Source organism: Pseudomonas sp. M2, from assembly GCF_015751845.1.
Classification (GTDB): domain Bacteria; phylum Pseudomonadota; class Gammaproteobacteria; order Pseudomonadales; family Pseudomonadaceae; genus Aquipseudomonas; species Aquipseudomonas putida_E.
The window spans coordinates 3,479,760-3,505,560 of the sequence record NZ_JADOUD010000001.1 but is presented as its reverse complement, the minus strand read 5'-3'; the positions used below and the strand labels follow the sequence as shown (position 1 = coordinate 3,505,560).

The window sequence follows — 25,801 nt, the reverse complement described above, 5'->3', positions numbered from 1 at the left end:
CTGTCCTGCATGCCCAAGCCTCTGCTCTCACCCCAAGGTGACTTTCCGCCGGTCGGCCTGGGCCGGCGCCTGGCGGCGATGTTCTACGACTTCCTGTTGTGTACGGCCCTGCTGATCGTCACCGCAGGGGCCTACAAGATGATCCAGATGGCGATCATCGGCGAGGCACGCATGCGCGAGCTGACCGAGGCTGGTGCGCTGGACGGCGACCCGCTGCTGTCGACGATCCTGCTGTTTGCGCTGTTCGGTTTCTTTGCCAAGTTCTGGACCCACGGCGGGCAGACCCTGGGCATGCAGGTATGGGGCGTGCGCGTGCAAAACCTTGATGGCAGCGCAATCAGCCTGTGGCAGGCGCTGCTGCGCTTTATCGTGTCGATCGCCTCATGGCTGTGCCTGGGGCTGGGGTTCTTCTGGTCGCTGATCGACAAGCGCAAGCGCGGCTGGCATGACATTTATTCGCAGACACAGCTGGTGCGGGTACCGAAACAGAAGAAATAAGCCAGTCAGTTGGCGTTGTCAGGGCTGCTTTGCAGCCCATCGCCTGCAAGCCAGCTCCCACTGGGGCCGCGCAATTGCTGAGGTCTGCGCTGTACCTGTGGGAGCCTGTTTGCCGGCGATGGGCCGCAAAACGATTACCTGACTGGTATTAACCCTGAGGTCGGGTTTCTCGTGTCATCAGGCCATCATCCCGCCCGGCGCAGCAACCATAAGCCCGCCAGTGCACACACACCGGCCGGGATCACCACCGCCAACAGCGGCGGGAAGCCGAACACCTGGCTCGAAGGGCCAAGCAGGTCGCCGGCAATACGGAATACAAAGCCCACCAGCACGCCAGTGAACACGCGCTGGCCGAGGGTCACCGAACGCAGCGGCCCGAAGATGAACGAAATCGCCATCAGGACCAACGCCGCGGTCACCGCCGGCTGCAGCACCTTGGTCCAGAATGCCAGCCAGTAACGGGCATTGTTCAGGCCCTGGTCGGACAGGTAATGGATGTAGTCCCACAGCCCGGTGATCGACAGCGACTCCGGGGCCAGCACCACGGTATTGAGCAGTTGTGGGGTCACCGAGACATCCCAGCGTTCTTCCGAGCTCTTCACCACTTCGGTGTGATCGCCACGGAAGTAGGTGGTGCTGACATCGCTGAGTACCCAATGATCGCTCTCATAACGCGCCCGGCGCGCGAAACTCGACGTGACGATCTTGCGCTCGTCGTCGAAGCGGTAGCGGGTCACACCCAGCAACAGGCCATTGGGCTGTACCGAGTTGATATGCACGAACTCATCACCCTGGCGGTGCCACATGCCGCGCTTGGAGCTCTGCGCCTCACCGCCGCCCTGGGCCAGGGAACGGTCGGCCTGGGCCTTGTTCTCGCTGATTGGCGCCACGTACTCGCCAATCAGCAGGCCGACCAGCATCAGCACCAGCATCGGCTTCATCACCGCCCAGACGATGCGCCCGATGGAAACCCCGGCGGCACGCATGATGGTCAGTTCGCTGCTGCTGGCCAGGCTGCCCAGGCCGATCAGGCAGCCGATCAGTGCCGCCATCGGCAACATGTCGTAGAGCCGGCGGGGCGCTGTAAGAAGCGTGAACCAGCCAGCATCCATGACGGTATAGGTATCGCTCAGGTCGCTCATTTCGTCGATGAAGGCGAACAACGAAGCCAGGCCCAGAATGATGCCCAGTACGGCCAGGATGGCCATCAGCACGCTCTGGCCGATGTAGCGGTCGAGTTTAACCATGGGCCACCTCCGCACGACGGGCGGCACGCTTGAGCCGTAGCGGCTCCCAGTACATCAGGCCCAGGCCGATGAGCAGGAACAGGCCATGCACCCACCACATGCCCAGGGCGATCGGCAGCTTGCCTTTCTCCAGAGCGCCACGTACGGAAATCAGCATCGTCAGGTAGGCCATGTACAGAAGAATCGCCGGCAGCAGCTTGAGGAAGCGGCCCTGGCGTGGATTGACCCGGGACAGCGGCACTGCCAGCAGGGTCACGATGAATACCAGGATCGGCAAGGAGATGCGCCATTGCAGCTCGGCACGTTCGCGTAGCCCGGCATTGCCGATCAGTTGGGAGGTAGGAATGGCTTCACGCTCGGTCACTTCCTCGCTGACTTCAGGCTTGGGCAACAGCACCCCGTAGGTGTCGTACTTGATGGCCCGGTAATCGGCCTGGCCAGGGTTGCCGTCATAGCGGTAGCCATTCTGCAACACCAGATAGCGATTGCCGTCGGCCTGCACTTCCTGATGGCCCTTTTCGGCTACCAGCACGGACGGTGCACGGTCCTTGGTCTTGTCCTGGTTGAAGCGCTTCTCGGAGATGAACACACCGGTGAGGTTGCTGCGATCATCGGTCAGCTCCTCGGTGTAGGTCACCCGCGAACCGTCGCGCAGGGTCTGGAAGCGGCCCGGCACCAAGGTATCGAACTCGGTCAGGGCATCCTGCTGGCCAATGATCTGCTGCACCTGGGCAACGCCCAGTGGCGCCAGGCTCAGGCTCAGCCAGGCCACCAGCAAGGCGACCAGCGCTGCAGGTGCCATGGTCAGGCCGAGCAGGCGTTGCTGGCTCATGCCGGTGGCCGACAGCACGGTCATCTCGCTTTCCAGATACAGCCGGCCATAGGCCAGAAGGATGCCGAGGAACAGCCCCAATGGCAGGATCAGTTGCAAGAAACCGGGCAGGCGGAAGCCCATGATCAGGAACAGCACGCTCGGGTCGAGCACGCCCTGGGCCGCCTGGGCCAGGTACTTGATGAAACGCCCGCTCATGATGATCACCAGCAGCACTGCGCTGACGGCGCTCAAGGTCACCAGGACCTCGCGGGAGAGATAACGAAAGACGATCAAACCAGACACTCCTGGGTTGTCAGGGGCGGACTGCCAAACAAAGGCTTACGACAGCCAAGACCAATGCCGGTTCGCCGGGGGCGAACCTCCTTGTAAAGTGCGCGCATTATCCTGTGATTGGCCGCGCCTGTCACTTGGCCGCGCATCAAGGCTGACAACGGGGTTGTCAGCACGCTTGCCGCAGGCTCAAACTGGCAGCTTTTCCACTGGCCCGCGACCACGCGGCCAGGCCCGCCCAGAGCGCAAGAACTCAAAGCGCCAACTGCACAGATCATTCGGGGACCCTGACATGGAACTGGTTGTAAAAAGCGTAGCTGCTGCATCCGTAAAAACCGCCACCCTGGTCGTACCGGTCGGCGAAGGGCGCAAGCTCGGCGCCGTTGCCAAAGCTGTCGACCTGGCCACCGACGGTGCCATCAGTGCCGTGCTCAAGCGTGGCGACCTGGCCGGCAAGCCAGGCCAGACGCTGCTGCTGCAAAACCTGCCTGGCCTCAAGGCCGAGCGCGTACTGCTGGTGGGCAGCGGCAAGGACGAAGCCCTCGGTGACCGCGCCTGGCGCAAACTGGTCACCAGCGTTGCCGGCGTGCTGAAAGGCCTCAACGGCAGCGACGCGGTACTGGCACTGGACGACATCGCCGTCAGCAACCGTGATGCCCACTACGGCAAATACCGCCTGCTGGCCGAAACCCTGCTCGATGGCGAATACGTGTTCGACCGTTTCAAGAGCCAGAAAGCCGAGCCACGCGCGCTGAAAAAGATCACCCTGCTGGCCGACAAGGCCGGCCTGGCCGAAGTGGAGCGCGCGGCACACCACGCCACCGCCATCGCCACCGGCATGGCCTTCACCCGCGACCTGGGCAACCTGCCGCCGAACCTCTGCCACCCGAGCTACCTGGCCGAGCAGGCCAAGGAGCTGGGCAAGGCTCACAAAGGCCTCAAGGTCGAAGTGTTCGACGAGAAGAAGATCAAGGACCTGGGCATGGGCGCGTTCTACGCGGTCGGCCAGGGCAGCGAACAGCCGCCACGCCTGATCGTCCTGCAATACCAGGGCGCCAAGAAGAGCGACAAACCGTTCGTGCTGGTCGGTAAAGGCATCACCTTCGACACCGGCGGCATCAGCCTCAAGCCCGGTGCCGGCATGGACGAGATGAAGTACGACATGTGCGGCGCCGCCAGCGTGTTCGGCACCCTGCGCGCCGTACTTGAACTGAAGCTGCCGATCAACCTGGTATGCATCCTGGCCTGCGCCGAGAACATGCCGAGCGGCAACGCCACCCGGCCGGGCGACATCGTCACCACCATGAGCGGGCAGACCGTTGAAATCCTCAACACCGACGCCGAAGGCCGCCTGGTGCTGTGCGATGCACTGACCTACGCCGAACGTTTCAAGCCACAAGCGGTGATCGACATCGCGACCCTGACCGGCGCTTGCATCGTTGCCCTGGGCAGCCACACCGCAGGCCTGCTGGGCAACAACGACGAGCTGATCGGCCAGTTGCTCGACGCCGGCAAGCGCGCCGACGACCGCGCCTGGCAGCTGCCGCTGTTCGATGAGTACCAGGAGCAGCTGGACAGCCCGTTCGCCGACATCGCCAACATCGGTGGGCCGAAGGCCGGCACCATCACCGCCGCCTGCTTCCTGTCGCGGTTCGCCAAAGCCTACAACTGGGCGCACCTGGACATCGCCGGCACCGCCTGGGTCAGCGGGGGCAAGGACAAGGGCGCCACCGGCCGCCCGGTTCCGCTGCTGACCCAGTACCTGCTCGACCGCGCCAGCGCCTGATGCCGTGAGGCCGGTGATGCCCCAAGGCGTCACCGGCCGGCAGAGCGAACCATGAGTAAAGTCGATTTCTACATCCTGCCCACCGACTCGCTGTCGGCACGGCTGGATTTCGCCTGCAAGCTGTGCGAAAAGGCCTGGCGCCTCGGCCACCGGGTCTACCTGCATTGCCAGGACGCCGAACAGCGCAGCGAGCTGGACCAACGCCTGTGGCGCTTCAAGGGCGAAGCGTTCGTACCCCACGACCTGGCGGAGGCACATGCCGACGCCACAGTGGCCTTGGGTGTGTCCGACAACGCCGGCGAGCATCGGGACCTTCTGATAAACCTGGGCGCTGATGTGCCCGGCTTTGTCGGGCAATTCGAGCGGGTTGCCGAAATCGTTGTCGAGCAAGCGGATATCCGCCAATCGGCCCGCGAACGATTCCGTTTCTACCGCGAACAGGGCTATGCTCTGCAAGACCACCGCTTACAGCGACTTTGACGACGATGGACAAGCCTTCCGCCCTACCCGATTCCGCCCATCTGCTCGACGACCTCGAGTCGATTCGCCAGTTGCTGGGCGACGCCGACCTGCAACCACCGCTGCTCACCGAGACGGTGGAACAGATTCCGCTGCTACTCGACACCCCGGCCGGCAACACCCTGCCAGCACCTGAACCGGCTGCCGCACCCGCCGAAGCAGAACCCGAAGAAGACCCGCAGACCCGCCGCCAGGACACACTGCTGCACCTGGAGGCCGAGCTACGCGCCGCAGCGCAATTGATCATGCAGGACGTGATCAACGACTTCACCCCGCATATCGAAACCGAGATCAAGCGCCGGCTCGATGCGCGTATCGAGCGGCTGATCAAGCGTTCTGAATAAGCCTGACAAACGCGGCGCACTCTTCGCGGATTTACCCCGCGAAGAGTGCCCATAGGTCTTGCAGCTTGTCGCTTGAAGCTCGCAGCTCCGTTATACTTCCCGGCTTTCCCGAATAAATGCACAGGGTCCCGCCGCGCATGGATAAGACCTACCAGCCGCACGCCATCGAAACTTCCTGGTACAACACCTGGGAGTCCGAAAACTATTTCGCTCCACAAGGTGCAGGTGAGTCCTACACCATCATGATCCCGCCACCGAACGTGACGGGCAGCCTGCACATGGGCCACGGTTTCAACAACGCGATCATGGACGCCCTGATCCGTTTCCGTCGCATGCAGGGCCGCGACACCTTGTGGCAGCCGGGTACCGACCACGCCGGTATCGCCACCCAGATGCTGGTCGAGCGCCAGCTCGAAGCCAAGGGCCAGAACCGTCACGACCTTGGCCGTGACGCCTTCCTGGACAAGGTCTGGGAATGGAAAGAGCAGTCTGGCGGCAACATCAGCCGGCAGATCCGTCGCCTGGGCTCGTCGGTAGACTGGAGCCGCGAACGCTTCACCATGGATGACGGCCTGTCCGAAGCGGTCAAGGAAGCCTTCGTGCGCCTGCACGAAGACGGCCTGATCTACCGTGGCAAGCGCCTGGTCAACTGGGACACCAAGCTGCACACGGCCATCTCCGACCTCGAAGTGGAAAACCATGACGAGAAAGGCCACCTGTGGAACCTGCGTTACCCGCTGGCCGACGGTGCCAGAACTGCCGACGGCCAGGATTACCTGGTGGTTGCCACCACCCGCCCGGAAACCCTGCTGGGTGACGCTGCGGTAGCGGTCAACCCGAACGATGAGCGCTACCAGGCACTGATCGGCAAGTTCGTCGAGCTGCCGCTGGTCGGCCGTCGCATCCCGATCATCGCCGATGACTACTGCGACCCCGAGTTCGGCACCGGCTGCGTGAAGATCACCCCGGCCCACGACTTCAATGACTATGAAGTCGGCAAGCGCCACAACCTGCCGCTGCTCAACATCTTCGACAAGAACGCCCTGGTGCTGCCCGCCGCCCAGGCGTTCAACCTCGACGGCAGCGTCAATGAGCAAGCGGACACCCGCCTGCCCGCCCAGTACGCCGGCCTCGACCGTTTCGTCGCGCGCAAGCAGATCGTCGCCGACCTGGACGCTCAGGGGCTGCTGGTCAGCATCGACGACCACGCTTTGAAAGTACCAAAGGGCGACCGCTCCGGCACCATCATCGAGCCATGGCTGACCGACCAGTGGTACGTTTCCACCAAGCCGCTGGCCGAACCTGCGATTGCCGCCGTTGAAGATGGCCGCATCCAGTTCGTGCCCAAGCAGTACGAAAACATGTACTTCTCCTGGATGCGCGACATCCAGGATTGGTGCATCAGCCGTCAGCTGTGGTGGGGCCACCGGATCCCGGCGTGGTACGACGAGGCCGGCCAGGTCTATGTCGGCCGCAACGAAGCCGAAGTGCGCGCCAAGCACGACCTGGGCGCCGACGTGGTACTGCGCCAGGACGACGACGTGCTCGACACCTGGTTCAGCTCGGGGCTGTGGACCTTCTCCACCCTCGGCTGGCCGGAGCAGACCGAATTCCTCAAGAAATTCCACTCCACCGACGTGCTGGTCACAGGCTTTGACATCATCTTCTTCTGGGTTGCCCGGATGATCATGCTGACCATGCACCTGATCAAGAACGAGGATGGCACCCCGCAGGTTCCGTTCAAGACCGTGTACGTGCACGGGCTGGTACGTGACGGCCAGGGCCAGAAGATGTCCAAGTCCAAAGGCAACGTGCTTGACCCGCTGGACATCGTTGACGGCATCACCCTCGACGCCCTGCTGGAAAAACGCACCAGCGGCATGATGCAGCCCAAGCTGGCCGAGAAGATCGCCAAGCAGACCAAGGCCGAGTTCCCGGAAGGCATTGCCAGCTACGGCACCGACGCCCTGCGCTTCACCTTCTGCTCGCTGGCCTCCACTGGCCGCGACATCAAGTTCGACATGGGCCGCGTCGAAGGCTATCGCAACTTCTGCAACAAGATCTGGAACGCCGCCCGCTATGTGCTGGACAAAGGCGAGGACTGCGGCCAGAACGGCGAAGCCTATGAACTGTCGCTGGCTGACCGCTGGATCATCTCGCAGCTGCAACGCACCGAAGCCGAAGTGACCCGCCAGCTCGAGCAGTTCCGTTTCGACCTGGCCAGCCAGGCCCTGTACGAGTTCATCTGGAACCAGTACTGCGACTGGTACCTGGAACTGTCCAAGCCGGTATTGTGGGACGAAAACGCTCCGGTAGAGCGCGCCCGCGGCACCCGTCGCACCTTGGTGCGCGTGTTGGAAGTGGCGCTGCGCCTGGCTCATCCGTTCATGCCGTTCATCACCGAAGAAATCTGGCAGCGCATCGCGCCGCTGGCAGGCATCGACGGCAAGACCATCATGCTGCAGCCGTGGCCAGTGGCTAACGAAAGCCGCATCGATACCGCCGCCGAAGGCGATATCGAATGGCTCAAGGAGCTGATGGTCGGCCTGCGTAACATCCGCGCCGAAATGAACATCGGCCCGGGCAAGCCCCTGCCACTGTTCCTGAAGAACGCCAGCGCCGACGACCAGCGCCGCCTGCAGGAAAACGAAGCCCTGCTCAAGAAGCTGGCCAAGGTCGAGTCGTTCACCGTGCTCGGCGAGGCCGACGAAGCGCCGCTGTCGGCCACCGCACTGGTGGGCGATCTGCAGGTGCTGGTGCCGATGGCCGGCCTGATCGACAAGGACGCCGAGCTGGCTCGCCTGAACAAGGAAATCCAGCGCCTGCAAGGTGAAGTGCAACGCGTCGGCGGCAAGCTGTCGAACGCCGCCTTCGTCGACAAGGCACCGCCTGCGGTGATCGAGAAGGAGCGCGCCAAGCTGGCCGAGTCCGAGCAGGCCCTGGCCAACTTCACCGAGCAGCATGCGCGGATCGCTGCGCTGTAACAGTTACATCGCTGACTGACCGGCGGGGGCTTCGCCCCCGATCGCGACACAGGGCCGCCCCTACAGATTCGATGCCGGATTCAACGGCACCGCTTCCTGTAGGAGCGGCCTTGTGTCGCGAAAGGGCCGCACAGCGGCCCCAGGCCAGCGATGCCCATTTGGATTCAAGCATGACCCAGAAACCCACCCTGCACCCGCGCAACCGCCATCAGGGGCGCTACGACTTCCCCAGCCTGATCAAGGCCCACCCGGACCTGGCCCGTTTCACCATCACCAACCCCCACGGCAAACCCAGCATCGACTTCGCCAACCCCGAAGCCGTGCGGGTGTTCAACCGCGCCTTGCTCAAGGCCCAGTACGGCATCCAGCACTGGGACATTCCCGCCGATTACCTGTGCCCGCCGATACCCGGCCGCGCCGACTATATCCACGTCGCCGCCGACCTGTTGGCCGAGGACAACGCTGGCGAAGTGCCCAAAGGCGCTCAGGTGCGCGCCCTGGACATTGGCGTGGGTGCCAACTGCATCTACCCGCTGCTCGGCCACAGCGATTACCGCTGGCGCTTCCTCGGCTCGGACATCGACCCGGTGGCACTGGCCTCGGCCAAGGCGATCGTCCAGGCCAACAACCTGAGCAAAGCCATCGCACTACGTCAGCAGAACAACGCCAAGCTCATTCTCGGCAGCCTGCTCGAGGAAGACGAACGCTTCGACCTGACCTTGTGCAACCCGCCCTTCCACGCCTCACGCGAGGAAGCCACCCGTGGCAGCCAGCGCAAGTGGAAGAACCTCGGCAAACAGGACCCCAAGCGCAAGCTGCCCGTGCTCAACTTCGGCGGGCAGAACAACGAGCTGTGGTGTGAAGGTGGCGAGATCCGCTTCGTCAGCCAGCTGGTTGGCGAAAGCGTGCAGTACGCTTTGCAAGTGCTGTGGTTCACCAGCCTGGTGTCCAAGGCCGGCAACCTGCCCGGCATCGAAGCGGCGCTGAAAAAGGCCGGCGCCAAGGCCGTACGTATCGTTGAGATGGGCCAGGGGCAGAAACAGAGCCGTATGGTCGCATGGAGCTTCCACGACCATGGCCAACGCCAGGCCTGGAACGAGCGACGCAAATCACATGCATGAAAAAACCGCGCCCGGGCAAGCCGGGCGCGGTTTGGTCAATGCATCAACAAATTACTTGTTGATAGCGTCGGTCAGCGACTTGGCCGGCACGAACTTGACGACTTTCTTGGCAGCGATTTCGATGGCGGCGCCAGTCGAAGGGTTGCGGCCGGTACGGGCAGGACGCTCGGAGACTTTCAGCTTGCCGATGCCTGGCAGGGTGATTTCAGCGCCGTTTTCCAGCTGGTCGGCAACGATCTGGCCCAGTTGCTCCAGAGCGTTTTTGGCGGTGGCTTTCGGCTGAGCGATCGACTCGGCGATATCGGCAATCAGTTGGTCTTTGGTCAATGCCATGGTGGTGTTCCTTCCCTATCAAATTCAGTGGTTATGCAGCGCTCTACGACGTTATCGGGCCAGCCCCTGAAGTTTGGAGGGCCGCGCCAATCGGGCATGTAGATGCGTAAATCGGCGTTTGGTTCGACACGGAACGAGCGCGCTGCCAGCAATGCGCCACCCGAGGTGCGCAAGACCGCGCAAAGCTACCACAGGAATGGATAAATATCCGCTGCCCGCTTCAATTTAGTGCAGGTTTTTCGGGGGTTTTAGCCAAATTCGCAAAAAATTGAACAAAAAAACAACAACCGGCATTTCTGCCAACATCCGGCCACTGCATCACCTGTCGTCTGGGGTAAACTTGACGACTTTTGCAGCGCGGCGCCTGGCCGCCCACGACTGACCGAGAATTCCATGCCAATCCGTCATTGCATCGTTCACCTGATCGACAAGAAGCCCGATGGCAGCCCCGCCGTGCTCCACGCACGGGATACCGAGCTGGGTGCATCGGACGCTATCGAAAACCTGCTGGCCGACCTCAACGACAGCTACAACGCCAAGCAGGGCAAAGTCTGGGGCTTCTTCCACGGCGAATCCGGCGCCTACCCGCTGAGCGGCTGGCTCAAGCAGTACCTGGAACAGGAAAAGGACTTTGCCGCCTTCAGCCGCGTTGCCGTCGAGCATCTGCAAAAGCTGATGGAAGAATCCAACCTGTCCACCGGCGGCCACATCCTTTTCGCCCACTACCAGCAAGGCATGACCGACTACCTGGCCATCGCCCTGCTGCACCACAGCGAAGGCGTGGCGGTGAACGCCGAACTGGATGTGACGCCCTCGCGTCACCTGGACCTCGGCCAGCTGCACCTGGCGGCACGCATCAATCTGTCGGAGTGGAAGAACAACCAGAACTCCAAACAGTACATCTCGTTCATCAAGGGCAAGAATGGCAAGAAGGTTTCGGATTACTTCCGCGACTTCATCGGCTGCCAGGAAGGCGTCGACGGCCCAGGCGAAACCCGCACCCTGCTCAAAGCCTTCAGCGACTTCGTCGAAAGCGAGGACCTGCCAGAAGAAGCCGCACGCGAAAAGACCCAAACCCTGGTCGACTACGCCACCACCCAGACCAAACTGGGCGAGCCGGTAACCTTGGAAGAGCTGTCCAGCCTGATCGACGAAGACCGCCCCAAGGCCTTCTACGACCACATCCGCAACAAGGACTACGGCCTGTCGCCAGAGATCCCGGCGGACAAACGCACCCTCAACCAGTTCCGCCGCTTCACCGGGCGCGCCGAAGGCCTGTCGATCAGCTTCGAAGCGCACCTGCTGGGGGACAAGGTGGAATATGACGAGGTGGCGGGCACACTGATCATCAAAGGCCTGCCGACGCAGCTGGTAGACCAGCTCAAGCGCCGCAAGGACTGATCAACCGCTGGCATAGGAGGCGACCAAAGCCTCCTTCGCGGCCTTGCGCAACTTCTTCACCAGGCGCTCCTGGCGCAATGCCTCGCCCTTGTCCGGCCATTGCTCGACGTAGACCAGCGCCTGCGCCGGGCTGGTCTTGAAATAACGCGCCCCCTGCCCTTTCTGATGCGCCATGAAACGCCGCTGCGGATCATCACTGATGCCGCAGTACAGCGAACCATTGGCAGCCCTCACCAGGTAGACATACCAAGGTTTGCAGATGGGGTTCTCGGATACGTCGCTCACGATGCTTGTGCCTGGCTGCAAAGCCGACAGCTTAACCGCTCAGTTCGCCTGCTGGAACGCACGCAGCCCTTTGAACGCCTGCTGGCGCACCTTGTTCTGCAGCATGGGCGACCACCCCAGCAACACACCGGGTGCACCCAACGCCTGACGCGACCAGCGCCACAGGTCGAAGCTGTCGTCATGCTGGCAGATCAACCCGTCGCGGATGACGAAGCGCGCCTGGATATCGTTGACCACGGTACGGCCGGTCTGGCTGAACAAGTAGGTCGCCACCCAATGTGCACAGGCGCTGCGCTCGTCTGCGCGGACCTGGTCGAACGTCAGCGAGAAGTCCTTGGCGCGGGTGGTGAGCATACGCCACATGTCACCGGCATCACGGCCGCGCAGGGTACCGAAAACCGGGTCACTGAAGACGATGTCATCGCTGTAGCAAGCCACCATCGCTTCGGCGTCCAGCCGCTGGAAAGCTTGATAGAAGCGGGTGATCAGGTCACGGTTGGCGTCGCTCATGGGCAGGCCCGTCCTGGGAATGGAAAGCTGCACGATAATCCGTGGGCACAGGCAATGCCATGCCCATTTACAACATGAATGCCAGGTGGCTCCATGCAGGCTTCAGAGCCTTTCGCTACTGACTTTGACATGCAGCGCCCGCCCTGCCCCGAGGCCGAACACGATGGCCCCCACACCCAATACGGCAAAGATCCAGCCCACTGCGGCCCAGCCGCCCGTCATGTCATGTACCAAGCCCACCGCAAAGGGGCCCATGGAGGCAAGGGTGTAACCCACGCCCTGGGCCATGCTCGACAGGTTGGCCGCCACGTGGGCGTCTTTCGAACGCAGCACGATCAACGTCAGCGCCAAGGCAAAAGTACCGCCCTGCCCCAGGCCCAGCAGCACCGCCCAGCCCCACAGGCCAGACAGCGGCGCATACAGGCAGCCGAACAGGCCGGCCAGGGTAATGAGCATGACTAGCACGATTGCCAGCCGCTGGTCTTTGCCCCGCGTGGCCAGCCAGGGTGCACTCAGCGAGCTGACCAGTTGCACGATCACCGAGCCGGAGAGCACCAGGCCCGCCTCGGTCGGGCTCAGACCACGGCCAATGAGGATAGACGGCAACCAGCCGAAAACGATATACGCCAGCGACGACTGCAACCCCATGTACAAAGTCACTTGCCAGGCCAGTGGATCGCGCCACAGCCCTCTCACTCGGTAAGCCACCTTGTGCAGGCCATGCCCCTGGCGCGCCTGGGGCAACCAGACCAGCATGGCCAGTAATGCAGGGATCATCCAGAAACCCAGGCCCAAAGCCCAACTGCCGTGCAAATGCTCGGTCAGCGGTACGGTGGCGGCTGCCGCCATGGCTGCGCCCAGGCAAAGGGCCATGGTGTAGACCCCCGTCAAGGTGCCGGCATGCTTGGGAAAATCACGTTTGACGATGCCAGGCAACAGCACACCGATGATGCCAATGCTGGCACCGGCCATGATGCTGCCAAGAAATACCCCGGTCGCCCCCCAAGCACTGCGCAGAACGATGCCCAGCGCCAGCGTCAGCAAGATGCCGACGATCACCCGCTCGCTGCCCCAGCGCCGCGCAAGCAGCGGTGCAAGCGGCGCGAACAGCCCAAGGCAGAGCACTGGCAAGGTCGTCAGCAGCCCCGCCTGAGAGGCACTAAGGCCAAGGCTTTCACTGACCAGGCCAAGTACCGGGGCCATGCTCGACAGCGCGGGGCGCAGGTTCAGGGCGACCAGCACCAGGCCCAACAGCAGCAACCAGGGCCGCTGCAGCACCACAGGCTGGGCCTGCACTTGCGCATCATCGGCTTCGGCATCGATCAGCAGTTCATCCAGCTCGCGCTCGCGGGCAGGTGTGTCACGGGTCATTGGTTCAGCCATGGCCTTCTCGTGGTCAGGATTCGATGAGGGTCCGGCTCAGGCCCTTGGCCCGCTCCGGATCGCGTTGTTCGATGGCGTCGAGGATCTGGCCATGCAGATCGAAAGTGGCCTGGCAGCGCGGGACAGTGGCCATGTTGTGCTGCAACGCGGCAGCCACGACACCCGAGAAATAGCGGTACAACTCGCTCAGCGCCGGGTTGTGTGCAGCGTCGATCAGGCGTTGGTGGAACGCCAGGTCGCAACTGATATAAGCATCCACATCACCATGAAAATGTTCGGCGCTGCCTTTTAGCGCGATGCGCAGGGCATGCAAGTCGTCATCGGTACGCCGCAGTGCTGCCAGGCCTATCGCCTCGGTTTCGAGGATGTGCCGCGTTTCCCTCGCCTGCTCCAGGGTGCAGCGGGACATTGCCTGCACCGCCTGCAGTGGGTCCTGGCAAGTACGCAGGTAACTGCCGTCTCCCTGGCGGATTTCCACCAGGCCGCTGAAGGCCAGCACGCGCATGGCCTCACGCACGGTATTGCGGCTGATGCCCAACTCCAAAGCCAGCTCCGGCTCGGTGGGCAGGCGCTGCCCTACCCGCCAGTCACCTTGGAGGATGCGCTCACGCATGCGCTCCACCGCGAGCTCTACCAAGGATCGCTTGGTCAATTCACTGCCCATGCCTAATCAACCAATCATCCGACGAATTTGCGTATGTTAAGCCAGCGTGGGGGGCAGATCAAATCACCGCGCCGGCCAAACCAGTGGGGCCGCTATGCGGCCCCACTGGATATCAGCTCAGCGCATCAATCAGCGCCTGGTTCATTTCTGGCGTACCGATGGTGATACGCAGGAACTGGGCAATCCGCTGTTGCTTGAAGTGGCGCACAATCACACCTTGCTCACGCAGACGTGCCGCCAGCTGCGCCGCATCCTCCTGCGGGTGGCGGGCGAAGATGAAGTTGGCCGCCGATGGCAGCACCTCGAAACCCTTGGCAGTCAACTGCTCCACCAGTGCCTCACGGCTGTCGATCACCTTGCGGCAGGTGTCTTCGAAGTACGCCTGGTCTTCGAATGCCGCAGCGGCACCGACGATCGCCATGCGGTCCAGTGGATACGAGTTGAAGCTGTTCTTGATCCGCTCCAGCGCCTCGATGAGGTCCGGGTGCCCTACCGCCAGGCCAACCCGCAGGCCCGCCAGCGAGCGCGACTTCGACAGGGTCTGGGTCACCAGCAGGTTGTCGTAGCGGTTCACCAGGCTGATAGCCGTCTGGCCACCAAAGTCGATATAGGCTTCATCGACCACCACCACCGAGTCGCGGTTGGCCTGCAACAACTGCTCGATTGCCTGCAGCGGCAACAGGCAACCGGTCGGCGCATTCGGGTTGGGGAAGATGATCCCGGCGTTAGGCTTCTGGTAGTCCTCGACACGGATCTGGAACTGTTCATCCAGCGCCACAGGCTCGAACGGGATGCCATACAGGCCGCAGTAGACCGGGTAGAAGCTGTAGCTGATGTCCGGGAACAACAGCGGGCCGCCGTGCTGGAACAGGCCGTGGAAAATGTGCGCCAGCACCTCGTCCGAGCCGTTGCCTACGAACACCTGCCCAGTGGTTACACCGTAATACTCGGCTACCGCCTGCTTGAGCCGGTCACCATTGGGGTCCGGGTACAGCCGCAGGTTGTCGTTCAGCTCGCCGCGCATGGCCTCCAGCGCCTTGGGCGACGGGCCATAGGGGTTTTCGTTGGTATTGAGCTTGACCAACCGGGCCAGCTTGGGCTGCTCCCCGGGGACGTAAGGCACCAGGCCCTTGACGAAGGGGCTCCAGAATCGACTCATGCTCAGTTCCCCTTGTCTTGGGTCAGGATACGGTATTCGGCGCTGCGGGCGTGGGCGGTCAGCGACTCGCCACGGGCCAGGACCGAGGCAGTGTGGCCCAGCTCGGATGCACCCTGCTCGGAGCAGAAGATGATCGACGAACGCTTCTGGAAGTCATAAACACCCAGTGGCGACGAGAAACGCGCGGTACCGGAAGTCGGCAGCACATGGTTGGGGCCGGCGCAGTAGTCGCCGAGCGCTTCGCTGGTGTGACGGCCCATGAAGATCGCGCCCGCGTGACGGATCTGCCCCAGCCAGGCCTGCGGATCGGCGACCGACAGCTCCAGGTGTTCGGGGGCAATGCGATTGGCCACCTCGATGGCTTGCTGCATGTCGCGCACCTGGATCAACGCGCCCCGGCCATTGATGGATTTCTCGATGATCTCGGCGCGCTCCATGGTTGGCATCAGCTTGTCGATGCTGGCAGCCACGCGATCGAGGAATTCGGCATCCGGGCTGACCAGAATGGCCTGGGCATCTTCGTCGTGCTCGGCCTGCGAGAACAGGTCCATGGCGATCCAGTCGGGGTCCGTCTGGCCGTCGCACACCACGAGGATTTCCGAAGGGCCGGCAATCATGTCGATACCCACCTGGCCAAACACGTGACGCTTGGCGGTGGCCACGTAGATGTTGCCTGGGCCGACGATCTTGTCTACCTGTGGCACGCTCTCGGTGCCATATGCCAGGGCCGCGACCGCTTGGGCACCACCGACGGTGAACACGCGGTCGACACCTGCAATGCAGGCTGCAGCCAGGACCAGCTCGTTGACTTCACCGCGCGGCGTAGGCACCACCATGACCACTTCAGCCACGCCCGCGACCTTGGCCGGGATGGCGTTCATCAGTACCGACGACGGATAGGACGCTTTACCGCCAGGTACATACAAGCCGGCGCGATCGAGCGGGGTAACCTTCTGCCCCAATACGGTACCGTCGGCCTCGGTGTACTGCCAGGAGTCCTGCTTTTGCCGCTCGTGGTAGATACGCACGCGCTCGGCGGCCTTCTCCAGGGCGGTACGCTGGGCGTCGGTGATGCGGGTCAGGGCCAGTTCCAGACGTTCACGCCCAAGGATCAGGTCGTTGATGGACGTAGCGCTTACACCATCGAAACGCTGGGTGAATTCCACCAGCGCCGCATCGCCGCGCTCGCGCACGGCCTTGATGATGTCGAGCACGCGCTGGTTGACCGCGTCATCGGACACACTTTCCCAGCTCAGCAGATGATCCAGATGTCGGGCGAAATCCGGATCAGCGGCGTTGAGACGGGCAATTGCAGTGGACACGGTCATGGCGAGGGCCTCGATTATTAGCGAATGCTCAGGCGCCCTAGGCTACCAGTCCATCCGCGCGGGCACCCGAGAAAAGTGGCTATGACGCGGATAGACGGGCGCGACAGCAGAGGTCGCGCGTTCGAGTCAGCCGCGGTGTCGCGTTTCGACAGCGTGACGCAGGGTGTCGATCAGGCTCTGGATGCGGGCATGCTGCATCTTCATGGATGCCTTGTTGACCACCAGGCGCGAGCTGATCGTGGCGATCAGGTCCTGAGGCTCCAGGCCATTGGCGCGCAGGGTATTGCCGGTGTCGACCACGTCGATGATCTTGTCGGCGAGGTTGATCAGCGGCGCCAGCTCCATCGAACCGTACAGTTTGATGATGTCGACCTGGCGGCCTTGCTCGGCATAGTAGCGCTTGGCTACGTTGACGAACTTGGTGGCAACCCGCAAGCGGCCCTTGGGCTCGGGAGCACCGACCACGCCTGCGGTCATCAGCTTGCAGCGGGCGATCTGCAGGTCCAGCGGCTCATACAAGCCCTGGCCGCCGTACTCCATCAGCACGTCCTTGCCCGCCACACCGAGGTCGGCGGCACCATGCTCGACATAGGTCGGCACGTCGGTGGCGCGCACGATCAGCAGACGCACGTCTTCCTGGGTGGTTGGAATGATCAGCTTGCGGCTCTTGTCCGGATTCTCGGTCGGCACGATACCGGCCTCGGCCAGCAATGGCAGGGTATCGTCGAGGATGCGGCCTTTGGAAAGCGCGATGGTCAACATTGGAACGTCGGTCCTTAAGCGGCTACAACCGACCCGGTCATCGACCCGGCCGTGTTCAATTCAATGGGCGCATCCTTGCGCCGACGAGGCACTAGCCCGGTACGCGACGGATCTTCGCACCCAGCATCTGCAGTTTCTCTTCGATGCATTCGTAACCACGGTCGATGTGGTAGATGCGATCGATCAAGGTATCGCCTTCGGCGACCAGCGCCGACAGCACCAGGCTGGCGGAAGCACGCAGGTCAGTGGCCATGACCGGTGCACCTTTGAGTGCCGGCACGCCCGTGACGATGGCGGTGTTGCCCTCGACCTGGATATGCGCGCCCATGCGGTGCATTTCGTACACGTGCATGAAGCGGTTCTCGAAGATCGTCTCGATGACCGCGCCGGTGCCTTCGGCAATGGCGTTGAGCGAGATGAACTGTGCCTGCATGTCGGTCGGGAACGCCGGGTACGGGGCGGTACGCAGGTTGACGGCTTTTGGCCGCTTGCCATGCATGTTCAGCTCGATCCAGTCCTCGCCGGTGGTCAGGTCGGCACCCGCTTCCTTGAGCTTTTCCAGCACGGCTTCAAGGATGGTCGGGTCGGTGTCCTTGACCTTGACGCGGCCACCGGTCACGGCAGCTGCAACCAGGTAAGTACCGGTCTCGATACGGTCGGGCATGACGCGGTAGCTGGCCGAGTGCAAACGCTCGACGCCATCGATGGTGATGGTGTCGGTACCCGCGCCTTGCACGTTGCCGCCCATGGCATTGATGAAGTTGGCCAGGTCGACCACTTCCGGCTCGCGTGCGGCGTTTTGCAGCACGCTGCGGCCCTTGGCCAGGGCAGCAGCCATCATGATGTTTTCGGTACCGGTCACGCTGACGGTATCGAAGAAGAAGTGCGCACCGCGCAGGCCGCCTTCAGGTGCCTTGGCCTTGATATAGCCGCCTTCGACTTCGATCTTTGCACCCATGGCTTCCAGGCCGCGGATGTGCAGGTCGACCGGGCGCGAACCAATGGCGCAGCCGCCTGGCAGGGCCACTTCGGCCTCGCCGAAACGGGCAACCATCGGGCCAAGCACCAGGATCGAGGCGCGCATGGTCTTGACCAGCTCGTAAGGTGCGACCAGGGTCTTGATGGTGCGTGGGTCGATTTCCACCGCCAGCTTTTCGTCGATCACAGGCTCGATGCCCATGCGGCCGAACAGCTCGATCATGGTGGTGATGTCGTGCAGGTGTGGCAGGTTGCCCACGGTGACCGGGCCGTCAGCCAGCAGGGTCGCTGCCAGAATCGGCAGGGCCGCGTTCTTCGCGCCCGAAATGCGGATCTCGCCGTCAAGGCGAGCGCCGCCAGTAATAATCAGTTTGTCCATTGGAGTCTCGCCGCCAAGTTGGCTCAGGTGCGCTCAGCCCAGGCTGCGCTGCTGAAAAATTTCATGGTTACCGCATGGATGCTACCGTTGGCGATCCAGGGATTAAGGTGAGCATAGATCGCCTGCTGACGCTTGACCGGGCTCAGGCCAGCCAACTCGTCGCTGATCACGTTCAACTGGAAGTTGCAGCCTTCGCCTTCAACTTCGACCCGGGATCCCGGCAATTTTTCTTCAAGGAAGCTCTTAACTTCTACAGCCTGCATGCTCAACCTCAATCGGCGCCCGATGCGCACGGGTCGGCCATCATACAAAAAAGCCCCTCGCCTGCGAAGCCCACCGAGGGCGTGCGCTGACCGAGGGGCCTCCATCAGTGGCAAGCCATCAGCCCGCCAGCACTTCATCGAGGTCATAGACCTCGGCAATTTCCCGCATGTCGTCGGGCATCCCGCGGACCTCGCATGCCTTGCCGCCGGCCTGGCCATCGCGGATGAACGCCAGCAGCAGCGACAGCCCGACACTGGAAGACTTCTCCACCGCCGTGCAATCGATTATCAGGCGGGGCTCGCGGGAAGCTTCGACCAGCGCCTTGCCTTGCTTGCGCAAGGCCGGGCCGCTGCGGTAGTCCAGCACACCGACCAGGCGCAACACGCCCGGTTCGGCCATGTTCACGCCGCCCTCGCTCATTGCACAGCCTTGTCAGACGAAGTGTCGGCAGTCTGCTTGGCCTTGGCCACTTCGCCGGCCCAGCCGTCGATGGTCTTGTCCAGATTGTTGCCGTTACGCTGCATGGCGTCGGCGAACTGGTCGCGGAACAGCTTGCCGATGTTGATACCGTTGACGATGACGTTGCGTACCTTCCACTCGCCACCCAGGTTTTCCATGGTGTACTGCACCGGGTAGACGGCACCGTTATTGCCAGTCACCTTCATGCCGACGCTGGCGCGCTTGCCGTCATCAGCTTTGGCCGGGTCGACGGTAATGCCCTGGTTGTTGTATTCCAGCAGGGCGTTGCCATAGAACTGCATCAGGCTGCGCTTGAAGTTTTCCTGGAAGCGCTGCATCTGCTCAGGCGTGGCCTTGCGCGAGTACTTCACGGTCATGATGCTTTTCGAAATACCGTCGGCATCGACCACCGGGCCAAGGATGCGGTTGAGCGCCTCGTAGAAGGCCTGCGGGTTGGACTTGTACTGCTCCTTGTTGGACTTGAGGTCACCCAGCAATTCATTGGTCGTGCCCTGCACCACATCGTGCGGAGACTGCCCGGGCGCTGCGAATGTCAGCAGGGGAAAGGCCGCCAGCAGGACCAGCAGGCCACGTCGCAGGATCGAAATCATGGAAACTCCTTAATTAGCCGGTTGTGCTTCTTTCGGTTCCTTGCCCACGGTATTGAGCAGGAACTTGCCAATCAGATCTTCCAGTACCAGCGCCGACTGGGTGTCATGGATGGTTGCGCCTTCCTTGAGCACCTCTTCCTCACCGCCGACACTGATGCCGATGTACTTCTCGCCAAGCAGACCGGCGGTCAGGATCGAAGCAGTGGAGTCCGTCGGCAGGTTGTCGACCTTGCCGTCCAGCTGCAGGGTCACCCGGCCGGTGTAGGAATCACGGTCCAGATCGATGGCGGTGACCTTGCCGATCGTCACACCGGCCATGGTCACTTTAGCTCTGACCGTCAAACCGGCGATATTGTCGAAGTAGGCATAAACTTTATAGGTATCGCTGCTCGGGCTGGCCGATAGCCCGCTGACACGCAGGGCCAGCAGCAGCAACGCCAGGATCCCGGCCAGAAGGAACAGGCCGACACCGATTTCCAGGGTGCGGTTTTGCATCAGAAATCTCCAAACATCAAGGCGGTCAGAATAAAGTCCAGACCCAGTACAGCCAACGAGGCATAAACCACGGTCTTGGTGGTGGCACGGCTGATCCCTTCTGAGGTGGGCTCGCAGTCATACCCTTGGAATACGGCGATCCAGGTCGTGACGAAGGCGAACACCAGGCTCTTGACCAGCCCGTTGAGCACGTCGTCGGTAAAGGAAACACTGTTCTGCATGTTGGCCCAGAACGAGCCTTCGTAGACGCCCAGCCAGTCCACAGCGACCCACGAGCCACCCCAGATGCCGACCACGCTGAAGATCAGCGCCAGCAGCGGCAACGAAATGAAACCGGCCCACAGGCGTGGCGCAACGATGTACTTGAGCGGGTCGACACCGATCATCTCGAGGCTCGACAGTTGCTCGGTGGACTTCATGTTGCCGATTTCGGCGGTCAGCGCCGAACCTGCCCGGCCCGCGAACAGCAGTGCGGTAACCACTGGGCCCAGCTCGCGCAGCAGGGTCAGGGCGACCATCTGCCCCACCGCCTGCTCGGAGCCGTACTTGGTCAGGATGCTGTAACCCTGCAGTGCCAGCACCATGCCGATGAACACACCGGACACCGCGACGATCGCCAGCGACAGCACGCCCACCGAATACAGCTGTTTGGTCAGCAGCTGAAAACCGCCGCCGATGCCGCCACGGCCGACCAGTGCATGGAACAGGAACAGGCAGGAACGCCCGAGCACGGCCAGCACGTCGATCGCCGAGCGACCAAACAGGCGGATACGTTCAAGCAAGGATTTTCTGCGCATCAACGCGCCCCCAACAGATCGGCGCGGTAGTCAGGCGCAGGGAAGTGGAATGGCACCGGGCCGTCCGGATCGCCCTTCATGAACTGGCGAATACGCGGATTGTCCGAGCCCATCAGCTCATCGGGCGTGCCCTGGCCCAGCACCTGGCCGTCACCCACTACGTAGATGTAGTCGGCGATACTGGCGGTTTCGGCCAGATCGTGGGATACCACGATGCTGGTGATACCCAGCGCGTCATTGAGCAGCCGGATCAGGCGTACCAGTACACCCATGGCGATCGGGTCCTGGCCGACGAACGGCTCGTCATACATGAGGATCTGCGGATCCAGCGCAATCGCCCGGGCCAGCGCCACGCGCCGTTTCATGCCTCCGGACAGTTCGTCGGGCATCAGGTCGATGGCACCACGCAAGCCCACGGCCTGCAGCTTCATCAACACGATGTCGCGGATCATCTCGTCCGACAGCTGGGTGTGCACGCGCAGCGGGAAGGCAACGTTCTCGAACACATCGAGGTCGGTGAACAGGGCACCGCTCTGGAACAGTACTCCCATCTGCTTGCGCGCATCGAACAGGTCGCTGCGCGACAGGCTCGGCAGGTTCTGCCCGGCAACCCATACTTCACCAATGGACGGACGCAACTGCGCGCCCATCAGGCGCAACAGCGTGGTCTTGCCGCAACCCGACGGCCCCATGATGCCGGTGACCTTGCCACGCGGAATGCGTATGTCGACATTGCTGAAAATGCTGCGCGAACCGCGCTTGAAGGTGACGCCCTTCAACTCGACCGCGTAGGCGCTATCCACACTCATCTAGACTCCTTGCTAGTACAGCCATGTCCTAATGGACGCCGGCCCTCATCTTGAAGACACACGCGCCCCTGGCGGGCCGAATAGCGGCGAACTATAGCACCGCTGACAGGGTGGCCCCAAGGCCATGGAGCGAGTCGTTCAGGCCAGCGACAGGCTTCGATGTCTTTTCATTGCACAATCGAAAGGGTGAGGCTTTCTTACATTGCGGCTATAATCGCCGCCTTTTCATCAGGCATTGCTTTTCGACATGAGCCAATCCAGTGAGCTGATCCAGTCCGCCCAGCGCACCCTGCGCCTGGAAATCGAGGCCGTACAAGGTTTGACGGCCAGCATCGATGCCAACTTCGTCAAGGCCTGCGAGCTGATCCTGGCGAGCAAGGGCCGCGTCGTGGTGGTCGGCATGGGCAAGTCTGGGCATATCGGCAACAAGATCGCCGCAACCCTGGCCAGCACCGGCACGCCGGCGTTTTTCGTGCATCCGGCTGAAGCCAGCCATGGCGACATGGGCATGATCACCCGTGGCGATATCATCCTGGCCCTGTCCAATTCCGGCAGCACCGCCGAAATCGTCACCTTGCTGCCGCTGATCAAGCGCCTTGGCATCGAGCTCATCAGCATGACCGGCAACCCCGACTCCCCGCTGGCCCAGGCCGCCGAGGTCAACCTCGATGCCCGTGTCGCCCATGAGGCTTGCCCACTGAACCTGGCGCCCACCTCATCGACCACGGCAGCACTGGTGCTGGGCGACGCCCTGGCCATTGCCCTGCTCGAAGCGCGCGGCTTTACCGCAGAAGACTTCGCCTTCTCGCACCCCGGTGGCGCACTGGGCCGCCGCCTGCTGCTCAAGGTCGAGAACGTCATGCACGCTGGCACCGAACTGCCCCAGGTACAACGTGGCACACTGCTCAAGGACGCCCTCCTTGAAATGTCCCGCAAAGGCCTGGGCATGACCGTGGTCGCCGAAGCGAACGGCACGCTGGCCGGGATCTTCACCGACGGCGACCTGCGCCGCAGCCTGGACCGCAACATCGACGTGCACACCACCCTGATCGACCAGGTCATGACCGTGCACGGCAAGACAGCCCGCGCCGAGATGCTCGCCGCCGAAGCACTGAAGATCATGGAAGACCACAAGATCAGCGCCCTGGTGGTGGTGGACAAGGACGACCGCCCGGTCGGTGCCCTGAACATGCACGACCTGCTGCGCGCAGGCGTGATGTAAATGAGAACGACGCAAATGACCCAGAACCTGATGCAGCGCGGCAAGGCCATCAAGCTTGCCGTGTTCGATGTGGACGGTGTGCTCACCGATGGCCGCCTTTACTTCCTCGAAGATGGCAGCGAATTCAAGACGTTCAACACCCTCGACGGCCAAGGCATCAAGATGCTGATGGCTTCGGGCGTGACCACGGCAATCATCAGCGGGCGCAAAACCCCGGTGGTCGAGCGTCGCGCAAAAAACCTCGGCATCCCGCATCTGTTTCAGGGCCGCGAAGACAAACTGGTGGTGCTCGACGGCCTGCTCGCCGAACTGGGCCTAAGCTATGAGCAGGTCGCCTATCTGGGCGACGACCTGCCCGACCTGCCGGTCATTCGCAAGGTCGGCCTGGGTATCGCCGTGGCCAATGCAGCGCCCTTCGTTCGCCAGCATGCCGACGGCGTGACCCAGGCACGCGGCGGCGAGGGCGCCGCTCGCGAATTCTGTGAGCTTATCATGCAGGCCCAGGGCACCCTGGACGCTGCCAACGCCAACTACCTGTAGGTTGCCCATGTTCAGCAAGAAAGCCCGCAATATTGCGCTGCTCGCGGTGATCGCCGCCCTGCTGGCGGCAATAGGCTACTGGAATGTCAGCCCCGAGAGCTTCCTCGACAAGCCGGTAGCGCAGGTCGACGAAAGCGCGATCGACTATTATGCGATCAACGCCCACAGCGTACAGTTCTTGCCCGATGGCAAGCTGCAGTATGAAATGACCGCCGACAAGGTCGAACACCTCAAGGCCACCGAGGTCACACTGGTGACCACGCCCGACCTGCATATGTACCGCGGCACCGAATACCCCTGGCACATACAGAGCGTGCGCGCCGAGGTCAACCCGGACGGCACCGAGGTCGAACTGATCGACAAGGTGCGCGTGGCCCGCACCGATGAGAAGCAGCGTGAAACCATCATTACCAGCTCACGCATGACCGTGTTCCCGCAGAAGCAATATGCGCAGACCGAGCAAGCCGTTAGAATCGACGGCGCCGGTGGCACAACTACGGGCAAAGGAATGAAAGCGTATTTGAAAGAAGGCAGGATGGACCTGCTCTCTAACGTAAGAGGACAGTATGAGGCTCGTTAAAACCCTCCCCCTTTTGCTCAGCCTGAGCGCAGCACTGGGAAGCGCGAGCGCCTTCGCCCTGCCGACCGACCGTGACCAGCCTATCCGCATCCAGGCCGACAACGCGCACCTGGACGACAAGCAAGGCGTAGCCACCTACACCGGTGACGTGATCATCACTCAGGGCTCGATGATGATCAAAGGCAATACCGTGACCATGACCCGCGCCGCCAACGGTGACATCGACGTGGTCACTTCGGTGGGCAACCTGGCCTATTTCGAGCAGCAGCAAAGCGCCGCCAAGCCTGACAAGATGAAAGGCTGGGCCGTGACCATCCAGTATCAGGCGCAAAAGGACACCGTGATTCTCACCGACCGCGCCAAGGTCGAAAACGAAGGCAACACCACCGAAGGCGAGAAGATCGTCTACAACACCAAGTCCCAGGTTGCGACCGCCGGTCGCGGCGGCAACGTGACCCAGCCACGTCAGCGCATCGACATGGTGATCCAGCCGAAGAAGAAGGCCGAGTAAATGGCAACCCTCAAAGCCCAGCACCTGGCCAAGAGCTACAAAGGGCGTCAAGTCGTGCGTGACGTCAGCCTGTCGATCGACAGCGGCCAGATCGTCGGCCTGCTAGGCCCCAACGGCGCAGGCAAGACGACCTGCTTCTACATGATCGTCGGCCTGGTCCAGGCCGACCAGGGGCGCGTGCTCATCGACAACCTCGATGTCAGCCATCAGCCCATGCACGGGCGCGCACGCGCCGGCATCGGCTACCTGCCGCAGGAAGCTTCGATCTTCCGCAAGCTGTCGGTGGCCGACAACATCATGGCCATCCTCGAGACCCGCAAGGAGCTCGACCGTGAGGGCCGCCGCAAGGAGCTGGAAAGCCTGCTGCAGGAGTTCCACATCAGCCACATCCGCGACAACCTCGGCATGAGCCTTTCCGGCGGCGAGCGTCGCCGTGTCGAGATCGCACGCGCCCTGGCAACCGCCCCCAAGTTCATCCTGCTGGACGAACCCTTCGCTGGCGTCGACCCCATTTCGGTCGGTGACATCAAGCAGATCATCCACCACCTCAAGGCCAAGGGCATCGGCGTACTGATCACCGACCACAACGTCCGCGAGACCCTGGATATCTGCGAAACCGCCTATATCGTCAATGACGGGCAACTGATCGCCGAGGGCGATGCGCAGACCATCCTGGCCAACGAACTGGTCAAGGAAGTTTACCTGGGTCACGAGTTCCGACTCTGAT

General features: G+C 62.4%; 29 protein-coding genes. 12 read left to right on the top strand and 17 right to left on the bottom strand.

The genetic code is table 11. The features are described from left to right. Positions 1–9: 9 nt before the first annotated feature. Positions 10–498 (top strand): RDD family protein, encoded by a 489-nt coding sequence (locus IWW33_RS16250; protein WP_012316047.1) that lies wholly within the window; start codon positions 10–12, stop codon positions 496–498. Between the two features lie 185 nt (positions 499–683). Here the strand turns inward: IWW33_RS16250 and lptG are convergent, their stop codons facing one another. Both lptG and lptF read right to left on the bottom strand, forming a co-directional pair. Next, positions 684–1,745 (bottom strand): LPS export ABC transporter permease LptG, encoded by a 1,062-nt coding sequence (gene lptG, locus IWW33_RS16245; protein ID WP_039602199.1) that lies wholly within the window; start codon positions 1,743–1,745, stop codon positions 684–686. Next, positions 1,738–2,853, bottom strand: coding sequence for an LPS export ABC transporter permease LptF (gene lptF, locus IWW33_RS16240; protein WP_012316049.1), 1,116 nt, complete (start codon positions 2,851–2,853; stop codon positions 1,738–1,740). The genes lptG and lptF overlap by 8 nt, the downstream gene beginning before the upstream one ends. Before the next feature lie 289 nt (positions 2,854–3,142). Between lptF and IWW33_RS16235 the strand changes: the two genes are divergently transcribed. The 5 genes from IWW33_RS16235 to rlmF all read left to right on the top strand — a co-directional run bounded on the left by IWW33_RS16235 (position 3,143) and on the right by rlmF (position 9,604). Beyond that, the gene (locus tag IWW33_RS16235; RefSeq protein ID WP_046784433.1) at positions 3,143–4,636 is read left to right on the top strand and encodes a leucyl aminopeptidase; all 1,494 of its coding nucleotides are present in this window, start codon (positions 3,143–3,145) and stop codon (positions 4,634–4,636) included. 51 nt (positions 4,637–4,687) lie between these two features. Then, on the top strand, positions 4,688–5,116 hold the full coding sequence (locus tag IWW33_RS16230) for a DNA polymerase III subunit chi (protein WP_115273953.1): 429 nt from the start codon (positions 4,688–4,690) through the stop codon (positions 5,114–5,116). Between the two features lie 5 nt (positions 5,117–5,121). Next, the gene (locus IWW33_RS16225; RefSeq protein WP_012316052.1) at positions 5,122–5,499 is read left to right on the top strand and encodes a hypothetical protein; all 378 of its coding nucleotides are present in this window, start codon (positions 5,122–5,124) and stop codon (positions 5,497–5,499) included. Between the two features lie 137 nt (positions 5,500–5,636). After that, a complete protein-coding gene (locus tag IWW33_RS16220; protein ID WP_174141550.1) occupies positions 5,637–8,483 on the top strand; it encodes a valine--tRNA ligase in 2,847 nt (948 codons plus the stop codon). A 170-nt stretch (positions 8,484–8,653) separates the two neighbouring features. Continuing rightward, positions 8,654–9,604, top strand: coding sequence for a 23S rRNA (adenine(1618)-N(6))-methyltransferase RlmF (rlmF, locus tag IWW33_RS16215; protein ID WP_174141551.1), 951 nt, complete (start codon positions 8,654–8,656; stop codon positions 9,602–9,604). Between the two features lie 51 nt (positions 9,605–9,655). Here rlmF and IWW33_RS16210 read toward each other — a convergent pair whose 3' ends face one another. Continuing rightward, the gene (locus IWW33_RS16210; protein WP_012316055.1) at positions 9,656–9,937 is read right to left on the bottom strand and encodes an HU family DNA-binding protein; all 282 of its coding nucleotides are present in this window, start codon (positions 9,935–9,937) and stop codon (positions 9,656–9,658) included. A 393-nt stretch (positions 9,938–10,330) separates the two neighbouring features. Here IWW33_RS16210 and yejK point away from each other — a divergent pair, with 393 nt between their 5' ends. After that, the gene (gene yejK, locus IWW33_RS16205) at positions 10,331–11,338 is read left to right on the top strand and encodes a nucleoid-associated protein YejK (RefSeq protein ID WP_174141552.1); all 1,008 of its coding nucleotides are present in this window, start codon (positions 10,331–10,333) and stop codon (positions 11,336–11,338) included. Here yejK and IWW33_RS16200 read toward each other — a convergent pair whose 3' ends face one another. The 14 genes from IWW33_RS16200 to IWW33_RS16135 all read right to left on the bottom strand — a co-directional run bounded on the left by IWW33_RS16200 (position 11,339) and on the right by IWW33_RS16135 (position 22,221). Continuing rightward, positions 11,339–11,626: a GIY-YIG nuclease family protein gene (locus tag IWW33_RS16200; RefSeq protein ID WP_237859922.1), complete on the bottom strand. Its 288-nt coding sequence runs from the start codon at positions 11,624–11,626 to the stop codon at positions 11,339–11,341. A gap of 36 nt (positions 11,627–11,662) precedes the next feature. Further along, positions 11,663–12,133, bottom strand: coding sequence for a nuclear transport factor 2 family protein (locus IWW33_RS16195; protein WP_046784437.1), 471 nt, complete (start codon positions 12,131–12,133; stop codon positions 11,663–11,665). Between the two features lie 102 nt (positions 12,134–12,235). Beyond that, positions 12,236–13,516 carry an MFS transporter gene (locus tag IWW33_RS16190; protein WP_174141553.1) on the bottom strand — a complete coding sequence of 427 codons (1,281 nt, stop codon included), beginning with the start codon at positions 13,514–13,516 and terminating at the stop codon, positions 12,236–12,238. 13 nt (positions 13,517–13,529) lie between these two features. Then, positions 13,530–14,180 carry a FadR/GntR family transcriptional regulator gene (locus IWW33_RS16185; RefSeq protein WP_115273948.1) on the bottom strand — a complete coding sequence of 217 codons (651 nt, stop codon included), beginning with the start codon at positions 14,178–14,180 and terminating at the stop codon, positions 13,530–13,532. Positions 14,181–14,292: 112 nt separating this feature from the next. Then, positions 14,293–15,339 (bottom strand): histidinol-phosphate transaminase, encoded by a 1,047-nt coding sequence (hisC, locus tag IWW33_RS16180; RefSeq protein ID WP_046784440.1) that lies wholly within the window; start codon positions 15,337–15,339, stop codon positions 14,293–14,295. Between the two features lie 2 nt (positions 15,340–15,341). Next, on the bottom strand, positions 15,342–16,667 hold the full coding sequence (gene hisD / locus IWW33_RS16175) for a histidinol dehydrogenase (protein WP_046784441.1): 1,326 nt from the start codon (positions 16,665–16,667) through the stop codon (positions 15,342–15,344). Between the two features lie 126 nt (positions 16,668–16,793). Continuing rightward, a complete protein-coding gene (gene hisG / locus IWW33_RS16170) occupies positions 16,794–17,429 on the bottom strand; it encodes an ATP phosphoribosyltransferase (protein WP_115273946.1) in 636 nt (211 codons plus the stop codon). A gap of 91 nt (positions 17,430–17,520) precedes the next feature. Further along, the gene (murA, locus tag IWW33_RS16165; RefSeq protein ID WP_012316064.1) at positions 17,521–18,786 is read right to left on the bottom strand and encodes a UDP-N-acetylglucosamine 1-carboxyvinyltransferase; all 1,266 of its coding nucleotides are present in this window, start codon (positions 18,784–18,786) and stop codon (positions 17,521–17,523) included. 23 nt (positions 18,787–18,809) lie between these two features. After that, entirely contained in the window at positions 18,810–19,049 is a 240-nt protein-coding gene (locus tag IWW33_RS16160; protein ID WP_003255121.1) for a BolA family protein, read from the bottom strand. A gap of 118 nt (positions 19,050–19,167) precedes the next feature. Further along, the gene (locus tag IWW33_RS16155; protein WP_039601751.1) at positions 19,168–19,470 is read right to left on the bottom strand and encodes an STAS domain-containing protein; all 303 of its coding nucleotides are present in this window, start codon (positions 19,468–19,470) and stop codon (positions 19,168–19,170) included. Beyond that, positions 19,467–20,120, bottom strand: a complete 654-nt coding sequence (locus tag IWW33_RS16150) for an ABC transporter substrate-binding protein (protein ID WP_046784443.1) — start codon at positions 20,118–20,120, stop codon at positions 19,467–19,469. The genes IWW33_RS16155 and IWW33_RS16150 overlap by 4 nt, the downstream gene beginning before the upstream one ends. Before the next feature lie 9 nt (positions 20,121–20,129). Further along, a complete protein-coding gene (mlaD, locus tag IWW33_RS16145; RefSeq protein WP_012316067.1) occupies positions 20,130–20,615 on the bottom strand; it encodes an outer membrane lipid asymmetry maintenance protein MlaD in 486 nt (161 codons plus the stop codon). Then, entirely contained in the window at positions 20,615–21,412 is a 798-nt protein-coding gene (gene mlaE, locus IWW33_RS16140; protein WP_012316068.1) for a lipid asymmetry maintenance ABC transporter permease subunit MlaE, read from the bottom strand. Before mlaE ends, mlaD begins: the two co-directional genes overlap by 1 nt. Beyond that, entirely contained in the window at positions 21,412–22,221 is an 810-nt protein-coding gene (locus IWW33_RS16135; RefSeq protein WP_039601753.1) for an ATP-binding cassette domain-containing protein, read from the bottom strand. Before IWW33_RS16135 ends, mlaE begins: the two co-directional genes overlap by 1 nt. Before the next feature lie 247 nt (positions 22,222–22,468). Between IWW33_RS16135 and IWW33_RS16130 the strand changes: the two genes are divergently transcribed. From IWW33_RS16130 to lptB, 5 genes are read left to right on the top strand one after another with little or no spacing between them, the layout of a single operon-like run. Continuing rightward, a complete protein-coding gene (locus tag IWW33_RS16130) occupies positions 22,469–23,443 on the top strand; it encodes a KpsF/GutQ family sugar-phosphate isomerase (protein WP_046784444.1) in 975 nt (324 codons plus the stop codon). 15 nt (positions 23,444–23,458) lie between these two features. After that, entirely contained in the window at positions 23,459–23,983 is a 525-nt protein-coding gene (locus tag IWW33_RS16125; protein WP_039604821.1) for an HAD family hydrolase, read from the top strand. A 7-nt stretch (positions 23,984–23,990) separates the two neighbouring features. Then, entirely contained in the window at positions 23,991–24,563 is a 573-nt protein-coding gene (gene lptC, locus IWW33_RS16120; RefSeq protein WP_039604820.1) for an LPS export ABC transporter periplasmic protein LptC, read from the top strand. Beyond that, positions 24,550–25,074 carry a lipopolysaccharide transport periplasmic protein LptA gene (lptA, locus tag IWW33_RS16115; protein ID WP_012316073.1) on the top strand — a complete coding sequence of 175 codons (525 nt, stop codon included), beginning with the start codon at positions 24,550–24,552 and terminating at the stop codon, positions 25,072–25,074. Before lptC ends, lptA begins: the two co-directional genes overlap by 14 nt. Next, positions 25,075–25,800, top strand: a complete 726-nt coding sequence (lptB, locus tag IWW33_RS16110; protein WP_046784445.1) for an LPS export ABC transporter ATP-binding protein — start codon at positions 25,075–25,077, stop codon at positions 25,798–25,800. Position 25,801 lies beyond the last annotated feature (1 nt).